A 15,868-nucleotide genomic window follows, 5' to 3' on the forward strand; every position below is an offset into this window, starting at 1 on the left:
ACCGTGTCCAGCTCGGCAGTGCAGCGGACGTTATACAGTGGGGCACCATGCGCTCCACTGTCTTGCCTATTTGCCTGCTGACCCTGACCCTGGGCCTCCCGGGCGCCCTGGCCGCCCCCCAGGAAACGGTGGTCATCACCTCCTCTGGCCCCACCTTTCCCTGGGGCATGCTGGGCGTGCTGGGCCTGATGGGCCTGGCCTACCGGCCTCCGGCGCGCCGCCCAGGAAGCCCGGTGCAGCTGCCTCCTGACACTCTGCCCCCAGCGCACAGTCCTGCAGAGCATAGCCTTGGTGCGGCGGCGGCTGGCAGCGAAATGCAGCAGGAGTGGCCTGCCGCCTCCTGGGAAGCAGATGAAAGCGAGATGGACCAGCCGGAAGAGGTCCAGGCCAACTGGCCGGAAGCTGAGGAAGAGACCTGGGACGAGCGCGGGGGTGAGGTGCAGCCGACCACAGCTTATACGTCGTCCAGGCCGCAGGTTGAGCGGCCCAGCGAGCGCCTGAACCGCCGTCCGCCGGGCGCTCCCGACCTGTCAAAGCCGCCTGGCCGGCACTGAGCTCTGCTCGCGGCTACTGCGCGGGAGAAGCGAGCAGATGCCGGTCAATAAAGTCCTGCATGAAGCCGTAGCCGATTTCCACCCCACGGTCCAGCTGGTCGAGATGCTGGAGCTGCAGGTCGCGTAGAGGGTCGAAATCCACCAGCCACTCGGGGGCGGCGTCCTGCAAGCGGCGCTCCGTGAGGTGGCCCTGGGTGATGGTAAAGGCCTGCAGCAAAATCTCCGGCAGGCTGGGCGACCCGGTTGATGCCAGCCCCAGCAGGCCGCCTTTTCGCTCGTCCGGGTCGGGGAAATTCAGTGCCAGCAGCGGGGCGGTGGCGTCCAGCGCAATCACCGGCAGGTCGCTGATGCGCCGCGCCAGGTCGGCCGGTACCTCGTTGACCAGGCCGCCGTCGGTCAGCCAGCGGCCCCCGCAGCACGGCGGAAACACGGCCCCGGTAAAGGCGCTGCTCGCCATGATGGCCGGCACCAGCGGCCCCTCCGTGAAGGTCACCTCCTCGCCGGTCTGGATGTCGGTGGTGGGCACAATCAGTGGGTAAGGCAGCTGCTCGAAGGTCTGCGGCAGCACCGATTCCAGCCACTCCTGCTGACCGGTCGGCTGAATCAGCCCCTGGCCCAGGGTCAGGTCGAACCAGCCGGGCGGATGGCCTTCGCGCAGCAGCCGCTGCACCTCGCGGCCCGAGTGCCCGGCCGCCAGCAGCGCCGCCAGAATTGCCCCCGAAGAGGTGCCGGCCAGTGCCTGGAAGGTGAACCCGGCGTCTTCCAGTGCCTGCAGCGCCCCCACCTGATAAAAGGAGCGCGCCCCACCGCCGCTGATGGCAAGAGCGACAGGCTGAGGGGCGAGCGGGCGCGGTGTCTTCATAGGGTCTTATGCTAGCAGTCAGCGGAAATGAGGAGGAAGCGGCAAAAAGCAGGGCGGGAAATTTCGTGCCGGGAGCCAAATCAAACCCCCACCACAGCGGGCGGGGGCTTGTTCTACCTGAGCACTCGACTCAGAGGCTAATCAGGAAGGGGTCTTCCAGCGACTCGCAGATGAAGCGCAGGAAGCGGGCCGCGTCGGCCCCGTCAATCAGGCGGTGGTCGTAGGTCAGGCTGAGCGGCAGCATGTTGCGCGGCTCGAACTCGCCCGTTTCCTTGTTCCAGACGGGCTCCATGCCACCGCGTGACACGCCGAGAATCGCCACTTCGGGGCTGTTCACGATGGGGGTAAAGGCGTGCCCGCCGATGCCGCCGAGGTTGGAAATGGTGAAAGTCGCGCCCTGCATCTCGTCGGGCTTGAGCTTGCGGTCACGGGCACGCTCGGCCAGGTCGGTCAGGTCCAGCACCAGCTCGGTGATGCTCTTCTTGTCGGCGTCCTTGACCACGGGCACCAGCAGGCCGACGGGGGTATCTACCGCCACGCCGATGTTCACGAAGTCCTTGAACACGACTTGCTCGTTTCGGAGGTCGAGGCTGGCCCCGAATTTGGGGAACTTGTGCAGGGCGTTCGCCACCACCTTCATCAGGATGTGGGTCATGGTGAGCTTGCCGCCCGCCTTCTGCACCCGCTCGCCGAAGCGCCTGCGGGTTTCTTCCATCACGGTCACGTCGGCCTTGTCGAAGTGGGTGACCATCGGGATGGTGCTCCAGGCGGTGGACATGGAGCGCACGGTGGCCTTGCGGATTCCGTTCATGTCCTCGCGGGTGACCTGGCCCCACTTGCTGAAGTCGGGCAGCGGCTGTGCAGCCGGAGCAGACACGGCGGCCGGCGCCGCAGCAGGGGCTGCGGCCGGCTGCACGCTGGGGCGGCCGGCGCTGCGGCGCACGTCTTCCTCGCTGATACGGCCTGCAATACCCGTGCCCTGCACAGCGTGAATGTCCACCTGCATTTCGCGGGCCAGGCGGCGCACACTAGGAGCGGCGGGCACGATAGGACGGCCTTCGTAGGTCTTGGGGTTCTGGGTGCCCGACTGCTGGGGTGCGGCAGCCTGGGCGGCAGGCTTGCCGGCGTCAGCACTTGCCTCGGCTTGCTGGGCCTGCTGCTGCTCGGCAGCCACGGCGTTGCTCTGGGCCTGAGCGGGCGCGGGAGCGGCGGGAGCACTGCCTGCGCTGCTGCCTCCGCTGAGGGTGAGCAGCGTGCCGCCCACCTGCACCTTGTCGCCCACCTTCACGGCAATCTCCTGCACGGTGCCAGCGGCGTTGCTGGGCACTTCCACCACGGCCTTGTCGGTTTCGATTTCGACGATGGAGTCACCCTCGGCCACGGTGTCGCCGGGGTTCACCAGAATGGTGACTACGGTGCCCTGTTCGATGTTGTCGCCCACGTCGGGCAGGGTGGCCTGCTGGCTGCCCGCCTGCGGAGCGCTGCCAGGCTGGCTGGAGGCAGTACCAGCGCCCTGAGCCTGGGCCGCTTCACCACTGGCCTCCGCCTGCTGGGCACGCTGCTGCTCGGCAGCCACCTGATTGGCCTGAGCACTGTCCGCACTCACGGCACTGCTGTCTTCCTGCAGCGCGGCCTGGTCACCGCCGCCCTGGGCCGGAGTCACGGTGTCGCTCGCCTGGGCTGCACCGGTTGCCTGAGCTGCGCCGGCGTCCCCACCACTCAGGGTCAGGATGGTGCCGCCCACGGCCACCTTGTCGCCTACCTTGACGGCCACGCTCTCTACGGTACCGCCGGCCGTAGCGGGCACTTCCACCACAGCCTTATCGGTCTCGATTTCGATGATGGGGTCGCCCTCGGCCACGGTGTCGCCCGGGTTCACCAGGATGGTCACGACGGTGCCTTGTTCGATGTTGTCGCCCACGTCGGGCAGTTTCAGTTCAGTTGCCATGTTGGAACTCCTTGGGGAGAAAATGGATGGTCGGTCGTGGGGGGGTTGGCAGAAATTTGCTCCACCAACCATCAGCCCTTATCGGAAGACAGGTGCTTCCCGCTCCGGGTCAATGCCGAAGTCCTTGATGGCCTGCGCCACCACTTCGCCCTGCAGCTTGCCTTCGGCCTTGAGCGCGTAAAGGGTCGCCAGCACCACATGCTTGGCGTCCACCTCGAAGAAGTCGCGCAGTTCGACGCGGGCTTCGGAGCGGCCAAAGCCGTCGGTGCCCAGCGTCCACAACTTGCGGCTGAGGTGACCGTTCAGGCCGTCGGCGCCCAGCTTGACATAGTCGCTGACCGACACCAGCACGCCGGGGGCGGCTTCTTCGTCCAGCAGGCTCTGCACGTAGGAGGTCTTGGGTTCTTCGGTGGGGTGCAGCATGTTCCAGCGCTGGGTCAGCAGGGCTTCTTGGTGCAGTTCCTTGTAGGAGGTCACGCTCCACAGGTCAGCGGCCACACCGTATTTCTTCAGCATTTCCACCGCTTCCTGTGCGGCGCCCATCGCGGGGCCACTTGCCAGCAGTTGGGCGCGGTACTCGGCTTTCTCGCTGCTCGGCTGGAACAGGTACATGCCCTTCATCACGCCCTCGCGCACACGGTCATGGTCCTCAGGCATGGCGGGCTGGCGCTCGTTCTCGTTGTCCACGGTCACGTAGTAGAACTCGTCTATGCCGTCCACGTACATGCGCTGAATGCCCTGCTCGAAAATGATGGCCAGCTCGTAGGCGAACGCGGGGTCGTAGGTCTTGAGGTTGGGCACCACATAAGCCTGCAGGTGGCTGTTGCCGTCCTGGTGCTGTAGGCCCTCGCCCGCCAGGGTGGTGCGCCCGGCGGTGGCGCCCAGGATGAAGCCGCGTGCCCGCTGGTCGGCGGCGGCCCAGACCAGGTCACCCACGCGCTGCATGCCGAACATGGAGTACAGCATGAAGAAGGGAATGGTGGGAATACCGAAGTGCGCGTACGCGGTGCCGGCGGCAATCCACGACGCCATCGCGCCGTCTTCGGTGATGCCTTCTTCCAGCATCTGGCCGTCTACCGCTTCCTTGTAGTACATCAGGCTGCCGCTGTCCACGGGCGTGTAGGTCTGACCACGCGGCGAGTAGATTCCCACGCGGGGCACCAGCGCGTCCATACCGAAGGTGCGGGCCTCGTCGGGCACGATGGGCACGATGTACTTGCCAATCTGCTTATCGCGCAGCAGCTTGGACATGATGGTCACGGCGGCCATGGTGGTGCTGACCTGCCGGTCGCCACTGCCGGCCGAGAACTCCTCGTAGAACTTGCCGTCGGGCACGGTGGGGTGCGGATACTCCACACGGCGGGCCGGCACGAAGCCGCCCAGCTTCTCTCGCTGCTGCTGCACGTACTTCACTTCGGGGCTGTCCTCGCCGGGGTGGTAGAACTCCAGGTGCTCCACCTGCTCGTCGGTCAGCGGAATTTCCAGCAGGGTACGCAGCGCCTTCATGGCGTCGAAGTCCAGCTTCTTGACCTGGTGGGCCACGTTGCGCGCCTCGGCGCTTTCGCCCAGGCCGTAGCCCTTCACAGTGCGGGTGATGATGACGGTAGGGCTGCCCTGGTGCTCGGTGGCGGCCTTGTAGGCGGCGTACACCTTCTGCACGTCGTGGCCGCCGCGGTTCAGCTGGGCCAGGTCGTCGTCCTGCCACTCGGCAATCAGCTGCTGCAGCTCGGGGGTGTTGAAAAACTGCTCGCGCAGCTCCTTGGCGCCGAACGCGGCGTAGCGCTGCGACTCGCCGTCCACCATTCTCTCGAAGCGCTGGATAATCAGCGGGGCGCCTTCCTGGGTCAGCAGTTCGTCCCACTTGCTGCCCCACACCACCTTAATCACGTTCCAGCCGGCACCCCGGAACAAGGCTTCAAACTCCTGAATGACTTTGGAGTTGGCGCGCACTGGCCCGTCCAGCCGCTGCAGGTTGGCGTTCAGCACGAAAATCAGGTTGTCGAGGTTCTCGTAGGCGGCAAAGCGGATACCGCCCACCGACTGCGGCTCGTCCATTTCGCCGTCGCCCATGAACGCCCAGACCTTGCCGTTCCCCTTTTCCTTGAGGCCACGGTTTTCCAGGTACTTCATGAAGCGGGCCTGGTAGATGGCCTGCAAGGGGCCGAGGCCCATGCTGACGGTAGGGAACTCCCAGTAGTCGGGCATCAGCCAGGGGTGGGGGTAGGAGCTGAGGCCCTCGCCCTCGCTGCTCAGCTCGCGGCGGAAGCGGTTGAGACGGCCCTCGTCGAAGCGGCCTTCCAGGAAGGAGCGCGAGTAGATGCCGGGGCTGATGTGGCCCTGAAAGAAAATCAGGTCACGGTCCTTGCCGGCGTCCAGGCCACGGAAAAAGTGGTTGAAGCCCACTTCCAGCAGCTCGGCGGAGCTGGCGTAGGAGGCCAGGTGCCCGCCGATGCCGTCGGACGCCTTATTGGCGCGGATCACCATCACCACGGCGTTCCAGCGGATGATGTTGCGAATCTTGCGCTCCAGCTCCATGTCGCCGGGGTATTCGGGCTGCCGGCCCGAGGAGATGGTGTTGATGTACGGGGTGCTCTGCTTGTACTCGATAGGCACACCCCGGTCATAGGCCCAGGCGTCCAGCGCTTCGAGCAGCTCCGCGCTGCGCTTGCGGCCACCGTCGGCCAGGACATAGGCCAGCGAGTCAATCCACTCGCGGGTCTCAATCTTATTTAGCTCCTCGCGCTGTGCACCAGGCAGCTGCACACGGGGAGGAATAGCGGGAAGATGGGTCATGAGAGTATTTTAGGCCGGCTCTGTCAGGTGAAGCCAACAAAGGGCGAGCGTCCAATTCACCATTTTTTTTGGTCAGCTTGGGCGCAGCGTCCCCTTCCCTTCCGGCAGCAAGAAGCGAATACTTGCTGGGCTATGCCACGCCCTCAGCGTCTGCCCCACCCTCTCAAGGCTCGCCTTTCGCGCTGGCTGTTGCAGGAAGACTCACAGGAGCAGCCCGAAGGAGGCTACTACGAGAGCGAGCAGCAGGCGCAGGAGCAGCACCTCAAGGAACCGTGGTGGAAGGTGATGTGCCTGACTGGACTATTTCTCTACCCTGGGCTATCAGCCGGGAATCGCGGCGCTGGCGGCGGGAGCGGTGGCCCCGCTGGCGACCCTGGTGCTGGTGCTGGTCACGCTGTTCGGAGCGCTGCCGATGTACCGCCGCGTGGCCGAAGAAAGCCCGCACGGCGACGGGTCCATCAGCATGCTAGAGCGGTTGCTGGCGTACTGGCCGAGCAAGCTGCTGGTGCTGGTCTTGATTGGCTTCGTGGCGACGGGGTTCATCATCACCATCACCCTGTCGGCGGCGGACGCGGCGGCGCACCTGGTGGAAAACCCCTTCGTGAGCGGCATGCTGGGCGGGCAACAGGTGGGCGTGACGGTGGTGCTGTTGCTGCTGCTGGCGGCGGTGTTTCTGAAAGGGTTCAAGGAAGCGATTGGGATTGCGGTGGTGCTGGTCACGGCGTACCTGGGCCTGAGCCTGGTGGTGGTGCTCAAGGGCCTGAGTCTGATTGCCGCGCAGCCGGAACTGTTGGCAAACTGGACGGCGGCGCTCAGCCAGGGCTTCGGCTCGCCGCTGGCGCTGATTGGCGCGGCGCTGCTGGTGTTTCCCAAGCTGGCGCTGGGGCTGTCGGGCTTCGAGACGGGCGTGGTGGTGATGCCGCTGGTCAAGGGCGAAGCGGGCGACACCGAAGCGCAGCCACGGGGCCGCATTCGCAACGGCAAAAAGCTGCTGACCACGGCGGCCCTCATCATGAGCGTGATGCTGGTCAGTTCGTCGCTGGTCACCACGCTGCTGATTGAGCGCCACGAGTTCTGGGCCGAGACCAGCTATTCCACCGAAGTCAGCACCGAGGACATGCAGCGCGGCGCGGCGGTGGTCAACATCCCGCTGGACTCGCAAACCGCCCCGCGTGACATCTACGCCTTTCAGGTGCCCGCTGACCGCACGGGCGAGTATCCCTTTCTGGCCGAGACGGTGGGCGGCCCCGTGCAGCTGGAGGTCAAGGTGACGCCGTCTGGCCCCACCACCCTGGTGGAGGTAGACGCCCCCGCAGGCAAGGCGAACGGACGCGCCCTGGCCTTCGTGGCACACGAGCATCTGGGCGAGGCCTTCGGCACCGCTTACGACATCGCCACCATCCTGATTCTGTGGTTTGCGGGCGCTTCCGCGATGGCGGGCCTGCTGAACATCGTGCCGCGCTTCTTGCCGCGCTACGGCATGGCCCCCGAGTGGAGCCGCGCCCACCGCCCGCTGGTGCTGATTTATACGGTGATTGCACTGGCGGTGACCCTGGGATTCCGCGCCAATGTGGACAACCAGGCGGCGGCCTACGCCACGGGTGTGCTCGCCATGATGACCAGCGCCGCCATCGCGGTGGCCCTGCTTGCCATTCGCCGCCAGCAGCGTGCTGAAGCCCTGTTGTTCGGAGCCATCAGCCTGATTTTCGTGTATACCAGCGCCGTCACGGTGCTGAGTGACCCCAAAGGGCTGTATATCGCGCTGGTCTTTATCGCGCTGGTGCTGACCATCGGTATCGGGTCGCGGGTGTCGCGCTCGTTCGAGTTGCGGGTGAGCAGCGTGCAGCTCAACGACTCGGCGCAGGCGGTGCTGGCCCACTTTCCGCTGCGGCCCCTGCGTTTCGTGTCGCGCCACCCGGGGCGCAGCAGCCTGGAGGAATACAGCCGGCAGGAAATGCGCGTGCGGCAGATGGTTCACCTGCCCGCCGAGGAGCCGTTCTTATTTCTGGAAATCGAGGTGGACGACGCCAGCGAATTTACCGATGCGGTGGAGGTGTCGGGGCGCATGGTGGGGCCATACGGCATCCTGAAAGCACGCGGGTCCAGCATTCCCAACACCATCGCCGCGCTGATGCTGCACCTGCGCGGCCAGGGCGCACCGCCGCAGGTCTACATGCGCTGGACCGAAGAAGACCCCGCCCACCTGATGCTGGACTTCATCATCGGCGGACGCGGCGACGTGCCGCCCATCACCCGCGAGATTCTGCGCCGCGCCGAGCCGGACCGTGACCGCAGGCCGATTGTGCATGTGGGGGGCTAAATGAAGGGCAAGATGACTCCTCCACTGCCCGAGATTCTGCGCCGCCTGGATAACTGGTACGCTCAGCACACCCCTTACCTGTTCCAGACCCTACGCCCTGGCATCTCGGAGGAGTGGTTGGCCGGGTATGAGGCCAGTCTGGGCGTGCCCCTGCCAGAGGACGTGCGCGAACTATACTGCTGGCATGGCGGCGGACAATATGCCTTCGTGGTGGATTTTCCTCACTTGCTGAGTGAGTTCGGGCCACACGGCCTGGAGGACGAGGAGGCCGGGTGGGCCATGTCACAGCCACCCGGCGCAGTACGGCAGGTGGCCTGGTCGGACCGCTGGCACGACCTGTTTGGGGGTGATGGCAGTTATATCGTCGTGGACCTGGACCCTGGCCCCAGCGGCACTTATGGGCAGTTGGTGGTTGTGGACCGTGATCATGAGACACGCTACGTCTTGGCGGAAAGTCTGACGGCTTTCCTAACAGAGTTTCTAGAGCGGCTGGAGGGTGGGCGCTGCGTGGCAGAGAAAAACCCACCAAACACCTTGGAGAGCATCTATCTGCTGGACCGCAGAGGTGTGCGTGCCGACATCCGGCAGGGCATCGCGGACCTTTTCCCCGGTTTCGGTGCAGTGCCGGACAGTCCATAGCGGCGCAAGTGAACTACTTCTGGTGTGTCCACACCGTCAGCGACACTTGCCCGCTGCCGCCCCAGCGGGTGTCTGGCTTCTGCACATAGAAAGTCAGCACGCTACGCCCCTGCGACAGCGGACGCTTGGCGGTCACGGTGAGGGGGATGGAACCGACGGTTGGAAATTCGCCTAAGTCATGGAGTGTGGTGACCGTAATTTCGTGGTCCTCGTAAAGCAGGCCGCCATAAAACGGACGGTAAGCCAGCGGGCCAAATCCCAAATTGTACCAGTGCCGCTCTACACGCAAGATTTTTAGCGGTAGGTCAGCAGGCAGGGCTAGTGGCTCCGCGCCTGTATTGAAGCTCAACTGTACCTCTCGCGATTCCAGCGGACGCAGATTGAGGGCAAAATCTTTCGAAGCGTAGGGCTGCCGCTCACCGTTGCTCAGGTAGACCAGCGGGTCCAAGCAAAGCGGCGTATTTTCACACAGCGTCTGAATGAATCCACTCTTAGGCGACATTACCCATAGCCCGAGCCAGAATGCCAGAGCAGCAGCCAGCAGCGCGGTCCAGAGTGGCACCTGGCGGCGCCTGGGCCGCGGGGGTTGGGGCGCAGACATGGCCTCAGCATAGGGTTCCCCTGTGACGACCGCCTGACCTCACTCCCTGCCGAACCTCTAAAATCTCCACCAATGGAACTCCGCCACCTGCGCCATTTCATCGCCCTGGCCGAAGAGGGTCACTTTGGCCGCGCCGCCGAGCGGGTCTTCGTGGTGCAGCAGGCCCTGAGCAGTTCGATTCGGCGCCTGGAAGAGGAAGTGGGCGCCGAGCTGGTGGACCGCAGCACCCGCCGGGTGGAGCTGACCCCGGCTGGCCACGAGTTTCTCAGCGGGGCACGCGAGACGCTGGCGCTGGCCGAGCAGACGCTGGAGCGCACCCGCCGCGCGGCGCGGGGCGAGGTAGGGCACCTGACGGTGGGCTTCGTGGGCGGGCTGGTGTTCGGCGGCCTGCCCGACATCGTGCGGGTGTTCAAGGAACGCTTTCCCGAAGTGGGCGTAGAACTGCGCGAACTGAGCGCCCACGAACAGGAAGCGGCGCTGCGCAGCGGGCAAATTTCGCTGGGGCTGCTGCTGCTGCCGGTGCGTGACCCCGGCCTGGAAGCCCGGCCGCTGTGGCGTGAACCGCTGGTGGCGGCGCTGCCAGCCTCGCACCCACTGGCGGCACATGCCGAGCTGGACATCCGCGACCTCAGGGACGAGGATTTTGTGTTTTTCCCGCGTCACCAGCGGGCCACCTACTTTGACCAGGTCATGCGCTGGTGTGCCGAGGCCGGCTTCACGCCCCACGTGGTGCAAGAAGCGCTGGAGGTGCCCACCCTGCTCTCGCTGGTGTCGGCGGGCGTAGGCATTTTCCTGCCCATCAGCTTTTTCCAGGGCCTGGGCATGAGCGGCGTGGTGTACCGCCCGCTGGCCGGCGCGCCGCTGGTGGATATCGTGGCCGTGTGGCCGCGTGGCCCGCAGGACGCGCTGCTCAGCGCCTTTTTGGATGTGGCTTCTGAAGTGCTGGGGCCGGTTGGTCAGGTGCCCGGCCCACCCCAGCAGAGCCGGCTGCCAGGCAAGCGGCCAGACACCACGGAGCAGCCCCAATGAAACAGCCCCAATGAAACAGCACTGACAATCGGTTCCTAAAGTGCGGCAACGATGAAAAAATTTCTTCTTCTGGCCCTGTGCCTGGCCGGCTCCGCCGTGGCCGCCCCGTTCAAGTTCGTCGCGCTGGGTGACATGCCCTACAAGCTGCCCGAGGACTACACCCGCTTCGAGAGCCTGATTGGTACGGTCAACGGCCTGAATCCTGCCTTTACCCTGCATGTGGGCGACATCAAAAGCGGCTCAACCTCATGCAGCGACGAGAACTTCGAGAAGGTCCGCACGGAGTTCGGTCTGTTCAAAGGGCCGCTGATCTACACCCCCGGCGACAACGAGTGGACCGACTGCCACCGCGAAAAAGCGGGCAAATACGACCCGCTGGAGCGCCTGGGCAAGGTCCGCGAGCTGTTCTTCACCTCGCAGGGCGACAAGAGCTTCGGACAGCGTCCGCTCACGCTGACCCGTCAGGCCGACCTGCCCGAAAACAGCCGCTGGACCCATCAGGGCGTGGTGTTCTCCACCATCCATGTGGTGGGCAGCAACAACGGCCTAGAGCGCACCCCGCAGAGCGCCGCCGAGTACTTTGCCCGCAACAGCGCCAACCTGCAGTGGATTCGGGACACTTTCGCGCAGGCCAAAGCCAGCAACGCGCCTGCCGTGGTGATCGCCTATCAGGCGGACCTGTTCTACGGCGCCCCCATCCTGATGACCGACACTGGCCTGCGCGACACGGTCAACACGCTGGCCGCCGAGGCCAAAGCGTTCGGCAAGCCCGTGCTGCTGATTCAGGGCGACTCGCACACCCTGGTCATCGACCGCCCGCTGACCGAAGCCGGCTCCAACACCTTCCCCGGCCAGACGGCCGCCAGCCCGCAGCTGAAAAATGTGACCCGCTTGCAGGTGATGGGCGAAAGTGAAGTGGGGGCAGTAGAAGTCACGGTGGACCCGGCCAGCCCCGGCGTGTTCGGCTTCCGGCCGGTGTACAGCGGCCCCGTCTTCACGGCGCCTCAGACCGAATCCCAGCCCAAGTCCGCTCAGCCCAACTCTGCTCAGCCCAAGACGCCCTGAGGCGCAGGCAACAGCCTGTCAGCGCTGCCCTTTCCCACCCCGCCCCTGGCCGCTGGGAGTCGGGGCAGCAGCCGGGGCGCTAAACTACGCCCCGACATGCACCTGTACCGCGACGTTCTCAAGCCGCAGCTGTTTCGCTTTGACCCCGAAGATATCCACCACCTCACCATCCGGGGGCTGGAGCTGGCCGGGCGGGTGCCGCTGCTGCCAGCAGCCGTGCGCACGGCCGCGCTGCCCACGCAGCCGGAGCTGCGGCAGACGCTGTGGGGCCGCGAGTTCGCCTCGCCGCTGGGCCTCGCCGCCGGCCTGGACAAGAACGCCGAGGCGGTCATGGCCTTCGGGGCAATGGGCTTCGGCTTTATCGAGGTGGGCACCGTGACCCCGCTGGCGCAGAGCGGCAACGAGCGGCCCCGGCTCTTCCGCCTGCCCGAAGACACGGCGCTGATCAACCGCATGGGCTTCAACAACGCGGGCACGGAGGCCATGCGCCGGCATCTGGCAGGCCCGCGCCTGTGCCCGGTATGGGTCAACATCGGCAAGAACAAGGTCACGCCCAACGAGGACGCCGCCAGCGATTACCGCCGCTGCGTGGCCGAGCTGTACCCGGTGGCCGACGCCTTCGTGGTGAACGTGAGCAGCCCTAACACCCCTGGACTGCGTGCCCTGCAAGCCGCCAGCGACCTGGAAGCGCTGGTGCGTGAGGTGATGGACGAAGCCGAGCGGCAGCGCGTCCGCACGGCGCTGCGACTGCCGCCGGTGCTGGTCAAGCTGGCTCCCGACCTGCACCCCGCCGATTTCGAGGCGAGCGTGGACGCTGTGCTGGCAGCAGGAGCGAATGGCCTGATTATCTCCAACACCACCCTCAGCCGCGAGGGCCTGCGCAGCGAGCACCGCGCCGAAGCGGGCGGCCTGAGCGGGCTGCCGCTGCGGGAGCGCTCCACCGAACTGGTGCGCCTGGGCTACCAGCAGGCGCGGGGCCGGGTGCCGATCGTGGGCGTGGGCGGAATATTTACTGCCCAGGACGCCTTCGAGAAGATTCTGGCCGGCGCCAGCCTGGTGGAAGTGTACTCGGGGCTGATTTACGGAGGTCCTACACTGCCTGCCGAAATCAGCCGGGGCCTGGCCGAGCTGCTGCGCCGTGAAGGGTTCCGCTCGGTGACCGAGGCGGTCGGCGCGCACTCCATATAGGCGCGCTAAACCCTGCTTCACCCGGCAAGCCGTTCCAGACGCGAAACTGGAAGCATGACTGATCCTGGAGACCGTTCCACCACCGCCGACAACATGGACCAGACCACTGGCCGCCCCGACAGCGAGGCTCAGCCCGCTGCTCCCAAGGTGGGCGAAGCCGGCTCCGCCGAGCTGCTCAAGGGCAACGAGCAAGACCAGGCCGAAAAAGCCCAGGACTTCCCCGACCCCACCGCTCTCTGAGCGTACCCACCCCAAAGCCGAGGCCGATTGTGTGCCCCGGCTTTTTTGTTTTGCCTGCCGGGCGTCCAGCACCACAGTACCGGCTCTCCCCTTCCGCATAGACTGTGCGGCCCGTAGACTGGGCGGCGGGCGGGCCTGTTTTGCCCGTACTGCGCCGCCGTGTAGATGAACGTGAGCAAGGCGCTCAGGAGGAAACCCCATGACTGGACAGATGCAAAAAGACTGCAATGGCTTTGACCGCCGCTACGACGTGCAGGGCCTGGACGCGATCGACGTGGCCGTGCTGGACACCTTTCCCGCCGTGCGCGAGGACGACCCCGTGGACTACCCCGGCGAACCCAGCGAAATCGTGATTACCACCGACGAATTCAGCCCCGTGTGCCCCTGGAGCGGCCTGCCCGACTTCGGACGGCTGGAAATCCGCTATGTGCCGCGCGAAAAGTGCGTGGAACTCAAGAGCCTCAAGTATTACCTGACCTCTTACCGCTTCGTGGGCATCTACCACGAGCACGCCACCCGCCGCGTGCTGGCCGACCTGGTGAAGCTGCTGGACCCCCTGCGGCTGAGCATTGACTGCGACTACGGCCTGCGCGGCGGCATCCGCACGGTGGTCAAGGCGAACTACGTGGCCGAAGACCAGAAAACCGCCGAGCAGAAGGCCCAGTAATGCCCTGGAAGCTGTCTACCGAATTCACCTTCGACTCGGCCCACATCATCGAGGGCTACGACGGCCCTTGCGGACGGCTGCACGGGCACACCTACCGCGTGCGAATGGAGCTGCAAAGTGACCGCCTGCGCCCCAGCGCCCATGTGAAGCGCGACATCATGGTGGCGGATTTCAAGAGCCTGAAATGGGCCAAAAAGGACGTGGAGCAGGGCGGCCTGGACCACATGTTCCTGAACGAGCACCCCGACCTCGGCAGCGACACCACCGCCGAAGTCATCGCTGCGTTCCTGCACCGCGAAACCATGCGCCGCATCCGCGAAAACCTAGCTGAAGGCGACGACGGTGCCGACCTGCACCTGCGGGTCTTCCTGTGGGAAACGCCGGAGTCGTGCTGTGAGTACTGGGAGTGAATCGCCCTTGCCAGCGAAGCGAGGGGTGAATGAGGTGGCGGGGCACCCCGCCGCCGAGGGCGAGTCTAAAGGTCTAAGCGTCGAAGGGTCTAAGGGGGATGCGGTCTTAGACTCTTCGACCCTTAGACCCTTGGACGCTGCGAAGCAGCCTAAATATCCCGTCTACGAGCGCTTTTACACCTGGCAGGGCGAAGGCGTTCACCTGGGGCGGGCGGCGTACTTTATTCGGCTGTACGGTTGCCCACAACACTGTCCCTGGTGCGACAGCGCGGGCACCTGGCACCCGGAGTACCGCCCCGAATCGGTAGGACTGATGGACGCACAAGCGCTGGCTGACGCTGTTGCCGCCGAGAGTCCAGCTGGTGCGGTGGTCATTATCACGGGGGGGGAGCCGATTCTGTTCGACCTGGCCCCGCTGACGGACGCGCTGCACGCCATAGGCCGCCGCGTGCATATCGAAACCAGCGGGATAGCGCCGCTACGGGGTGAGCTGGACTGGGTCACGCTGTCGCCCAAGCCCACGCAGAAATGGCCGCTCCCCGAAGTGGTGGCCCACGCCGACGAGGTCAAAATCATCGTGCATGAGCCGCAGGACATTGCGGCAGGCCTGGCGACGCTGGACGGCCTGCGGGATGACGCGGTGATTTGGCTGCACCCCGAATGGAGCCGTGCCCGTGAGCGGGAGATGCGGGTGCTGAACGCGATTACGGAGGCGGTCAAGGCCGACCCAAGGCTGCGGGCGGGCTACCAGATGCACAAGCTCTACCGCGCCGACGACCTTGACGAGCACAGCGACAAGCGCCTCATTCCACTGGGCGGCAACGAAAGGTTAGGGTACTAGAGATGACGGAAACGACGAACCCCCGCGCCGTGGTGCTGCTGTCGGGCGGGCTGGATTCCAGCACCGTGCTGGGCCTGGCGGTGCGGAGCGGGCTGGAGGCCACCGCACTCAGCTTTCGCTACGGCCAGCGCCACACGGTGGAACTGGAGCGGGCCGCGCAGATTGCCGCGCACTTCGGAGCCGCTCACCGCGTGGTAGATATCAACATTGGCAGTTTCGGCGGCAGCGCCCTGACCGACGAAGGCCTGGCTGTGCCGCAGGAAGCCACGCCTGACGGGGTCATTCCCCCCACGTATGTGCCTGGGCGCAACACGGTATTTATCGCGGTGGGCCTGTCCCTGGCCGAAGCGATAGACGCGGGCAGCCTGCACCTGGGCATCACCGCCGTGGACTACAGCGGCTATCCCGACTGCCGCCCCGACTACCTGGCGGCCTACCAGACGTTGGCGGACCTGGCGACTGTGGCAGGCCGCGAAGGACGCGGCGCACGGCTGGTGGCCCCACTGCTGGAAATGAGCAAAGTGGACATCGTCCGCACGGCGCTGGAAGTAGGCGTGCCTGTGCACCTGACCTGGAGCTGCTACAGCGGCGGCAGCGAACCCTGCGGCCTGTGCGATAGCTGCCGCATCCGCGACGAAGCCCTGTTGAGCGCGGGGCACCCCGAACTGATGACCAGGGTAGGGCGGGGGCGGCTGGGGGTTTAAGGAATAA

Annotated in this window: 15 protein-coding genes; 11 read left to right on the top strand and 4 right to left on the bottom strand. The window is 65.6% G+C overall.

The annotated features are described in order from the left end of the window. The first annotated feature begins 47 nt into the window (after nt 1-47). Nucleotides 48-554, top strand: coding sequence for a hypothetical protein (locus tag DEIPR_RS13910; RefSeq protein WP_013615008.1), 507 nt, complete (start codon nt 48-50; stop codon nt 552-554). A 13-nt stretch (nt 555-567) separates the two neighbouring features. On the opposite strand, the gene DEIPR_RS06330 is transcribed toward DEIPR_RS13910, so the two are convergent. From DEIPR_RS06330 to aceE, 3 genes are all read right to left on the bottom strand, one after another. Then, nucleotides 568-1,416 (bottom strand): patatin-like phospholipase family protein, encoded by an 849-nt coding sequence (locus tag DEIPR_RS06330; protein ID WP_013615009.1) that lies wholly within the window; start codon nt 1,414-1,416, stop codon nt 568-570. A gap of 130 nt (nt 1,417-1,546) precedes the next feature. Further along, nucleotides 1,547-3,364 (bottom strand): dihydrolipoyllysine-residue acetyltransferase, encoded by a 1,818-nt coding sequence (gene aceF, locus DEIPR_RS06335; RefSeq protein ID WP_013615010.1) that lies wholly within the window; start codon nt 3,362-3,364, stop codon nt 1,547-1,549. Nucleotides 3,365-3,442: 78 nt separating this feature from the next. Then, nucleotides 3,443-6,157 carry a pyruvate dehydrogenase (acetyl-transferring), homodimeric type gene (gene aceE / locus DEIPR_RS06340; RefSeq protein WP_013615011.1) on the bottom strand — a complete coding sequence of 905 codons (2,715 nt, stop codon included), beginning with the start codon at nt 6,155-6,157 and terminating at the stop codon, nt 3,443-3,445. Nucleotides 6,158-6,512: 355 nt separating this feature from the next. Here aceE and DEIPR_RS06345 point away from each other — a divergent pair, with 355 nt between their 5' ends. After that, on the top strand, nt 6,513-8,477 hold the full coding sequence (locus tag DEIPR_RS06345; RefSeq protein ID WP_425358577.1) for an APC family permease: 1,965 nt from the start codon (nt 6,513-6,515) through the stop codon (nt 8,475-8,477). Nucleotides 8,478-8,489: 12 nt separating this feature from the next. Then, on the top strand, nt 8,490-9,116 hold the full coding sequence (locus DEIPR_RS06350; RefSeq protein ID WP_169310677.1) for an SMI1/KNR4 family protein: 627 nt from the start codon (nt 8,490-8,492) through the stop codon (nt 9,114-9,116). Nucleotides 9,117-9,129: 13 nt separating this feature from the next. Here DEIPR_RS06350 and DEIPR_RS06355 read toward each other — a convergent pair whose 3' ends face one another. Beyond that, the gene (locus DEIPR_RS06355; RefSeq protein ID WP_148231794.1) at nt 9,130-9,717 is read right to left on the bottom strand and encodes a hypothetical protein; all 588 of its coding nucleotides are present in this window, start codon (nt 9,715-9,717) and stop codon (nt 9,130-9,132) included. Between the two features lie 72 nt (nt 9,718-9,789). On the opposite strand from DEIPR_RS06355, the gene DEIPR_RS06360 reads away from it, so the two are divergent. The 8 genes from DEIPR_RS06360 (at nt 9,790) to queC (ending at nt 15,861) form a co-directional block, all read left to right on the top strand. After that, nucleotides 9,790-10,746, top strand: coding sequence for a LysR family transcriptional regulator (locus DEIPR_RS06360; protein ID WP_013615014.1), 957 nt, complete (start codon nt 9,790-9,792; stop codon nt 10,744-10,746). A 51-nt stretch (nt 10,747-10,797) separates the two neighbouring features. After that, a complete protein-coding gene (locus tag DEIPR_RS06365; RefSeq protein ID WP_013615015.1) occupies nt 10,798-11,811 on the top strand; it encodes a hypothetical protein in 1,014 nt (337 codons plus the stop codon). 102 nt (nt 11,812-11,913) lie between these two features. After that, nucleotides 11,914-12,999, top strand: coding sequence for a quinone-dependent dihydroorotate dehydrogenase (locus DEIPR_RS06370; protein WP_041222639.1), 1,086 nt, complete (start codon nt 11,914-11,916; stop codon nt 12,997-12,999). Nucleotides 13,000-13,053: 54 nt separating this feature from the next. After that, nucleotides 13,054-13,239 carry a hypothetical protein gene (locus tag DEIPR_RS06375; RefSeq protein WP_013615017.1) on the top strand — a complete coding sequence of 62 codons (186 nt, stop codon included), beginning with the start codon at nt 13,054-13,056 and terminating at the stop codon, nt 13,237-13,239. Between the two features lie 199 nt (nt 13,240-13,438). Then, nucleotides 13,439-13,906, top strand: a complete 468-nt coding sequence (gene queF, locus DEIPR_RS06380; RefSeq protein WP_013615018.1) for a preQ(1) synthase — start codon at nt 13,439-13,441, stop codon at nt 13,904-13,906. Further along, on the top strand, nt 13,906-14,316 hold the full coding sequence (locus DEIPR_RS06385) for a 6-pyruvoyl trahydropterin synthase family protein (RefSeq protein WP_013615019.1): 411 nt from the start codon (nt 13,906-13,908) through the stop codon (nt 14,314-14,316). Before queF ends, DEIPR_RS06385 begins: the two co-directional genes overlap by 1 nt. 130 nt (nt 14,317-14,446) lie before the next feature. Then, nucleotides 14,447-15,157 (top strand): 7-carboxy-7-deazaguanine synthase QueE, encoded by a 711-nt coding sequence (locus DEIPR_RS06390; RefSeq protein ID WP_041221976.1) that lies wholly within the window; start codon nt 14,447-14,449, stop codon nt 15,155-15,157. Nucleotides 15,158-15,159: 2 nt separating this feature from the next. After that, nucleotides 15,160-15,861, top strand: a complete 702-nt coding sequence (gene queC, locus DEIPR_RS06395) for a 7-cyano-7-deazaguanine synthase QueC (protein WP_013615021.1) — start codon at nt 15,160-15,162, stop codon at nt 15,859-15,861. Nucleotides 15,862-15,868: the final 7 nt, after the last annotated feature.

Source organism: Deinococcus proteolyticus MRP, assembly GCF_000190555.1.
GTDB classification, from domain to species: Bacteria; Deinococcota; Deinococci; order Deinococcales; family Deinococcaceae; genus Deinococcus; species Deinococcus proteolyticus.

What these genes read in the sequence shown, in the direction of transcription:
- DEIPR_RS06365 (WP_013615015.1), top strand. Translation starts at nt 10,798, where the DNA reads ATGAAAAAATTTCTTCTTCTGGCCCTGTGCCTGGCCGGCTCCGCCGTG.
- DEIPR_RS06385 (WP_013615019.1), top strand. Translation starts at nt 13,906, where the DNA reads ATGCCCTGGAAGCTGTCTACCGAATTCACCTTCGACTCGGCCCACATC.
- aceF (WP_013615010.1), bottom strand. Translation starts at nt 3,364, where the DNA reads ATGGCAACTGAACTGAAACTGCCCGACGTGGGCGACAACATCGAACAA.
- DEIPR_RS06360 (WP_013615014.1), top strand. Translation starts at nt 9,790, where the DNA reads ATGGAACTCCGCCACCTGCGCCATTTCATCGCCCTGGCCGAAGAGGGT.
- aceE (WP_013615011.1), bottom strand. Translation starts at nt 6,157, where the DNA reads ATGACCCATCTTCCCGCTATTCCTCCCCGTGTGCAGCTGCCTGGTGCA.
- DEIPR_RS13910 (WP_013615008.1), top strand. Translation starts at nt 48, where the DNA reads ATGCGCTCCACTGTCTTGCCTATTTGCCTGCTGACCCTGACCCTGGGC.
- DEIPR_RS06375 (WP_013615017.1), top strand. Translation starts at nt 13,054, where the DNA reads ATGACTGATCCTGGAGACCGTTCCACCACCGCCGACAACATGGACCAG.
- DEIPR_RS06350 (WP_169310677.1), top strand. Translation starts at nt 8,490, where the DNA reads ATGACTCCTCCACTGCCCGAGATTCTGCGCCGCCTGGATAACTGGTAC.
- DEIPR_RS06330 (WP_013615009.1), bottom strand. Translation starts at nt 1,416, where the DNA reads ATGAAGACACCGCGCCCGCTCGCCCCTCAGCCTGTCGCTCTTGCCATC.
- queC (WP_013615021.1), top strand. Translation starts at nt 15,160, where the DNA reads ATGACGGAAACGACGAACCCCCGCGCCGTGGTGCTGCTGTCGGGCGGG.
- DEIPR_RS06355 (WP_148231794.1), bottom strand. Translation starts at nt 9,717, where the DNA reads ATGTCTGCGCCCCAACCCCCGCGGCCCAGGCGCCGCCAGGTGCCACTC.
- queF (WP_013615018.1), top strand. Translation starts at nt 13,439, where the DNA reads ATGACTGGACAGATGCAAAAAGACTGCAATGGCTTTGACCGCCGCTAC.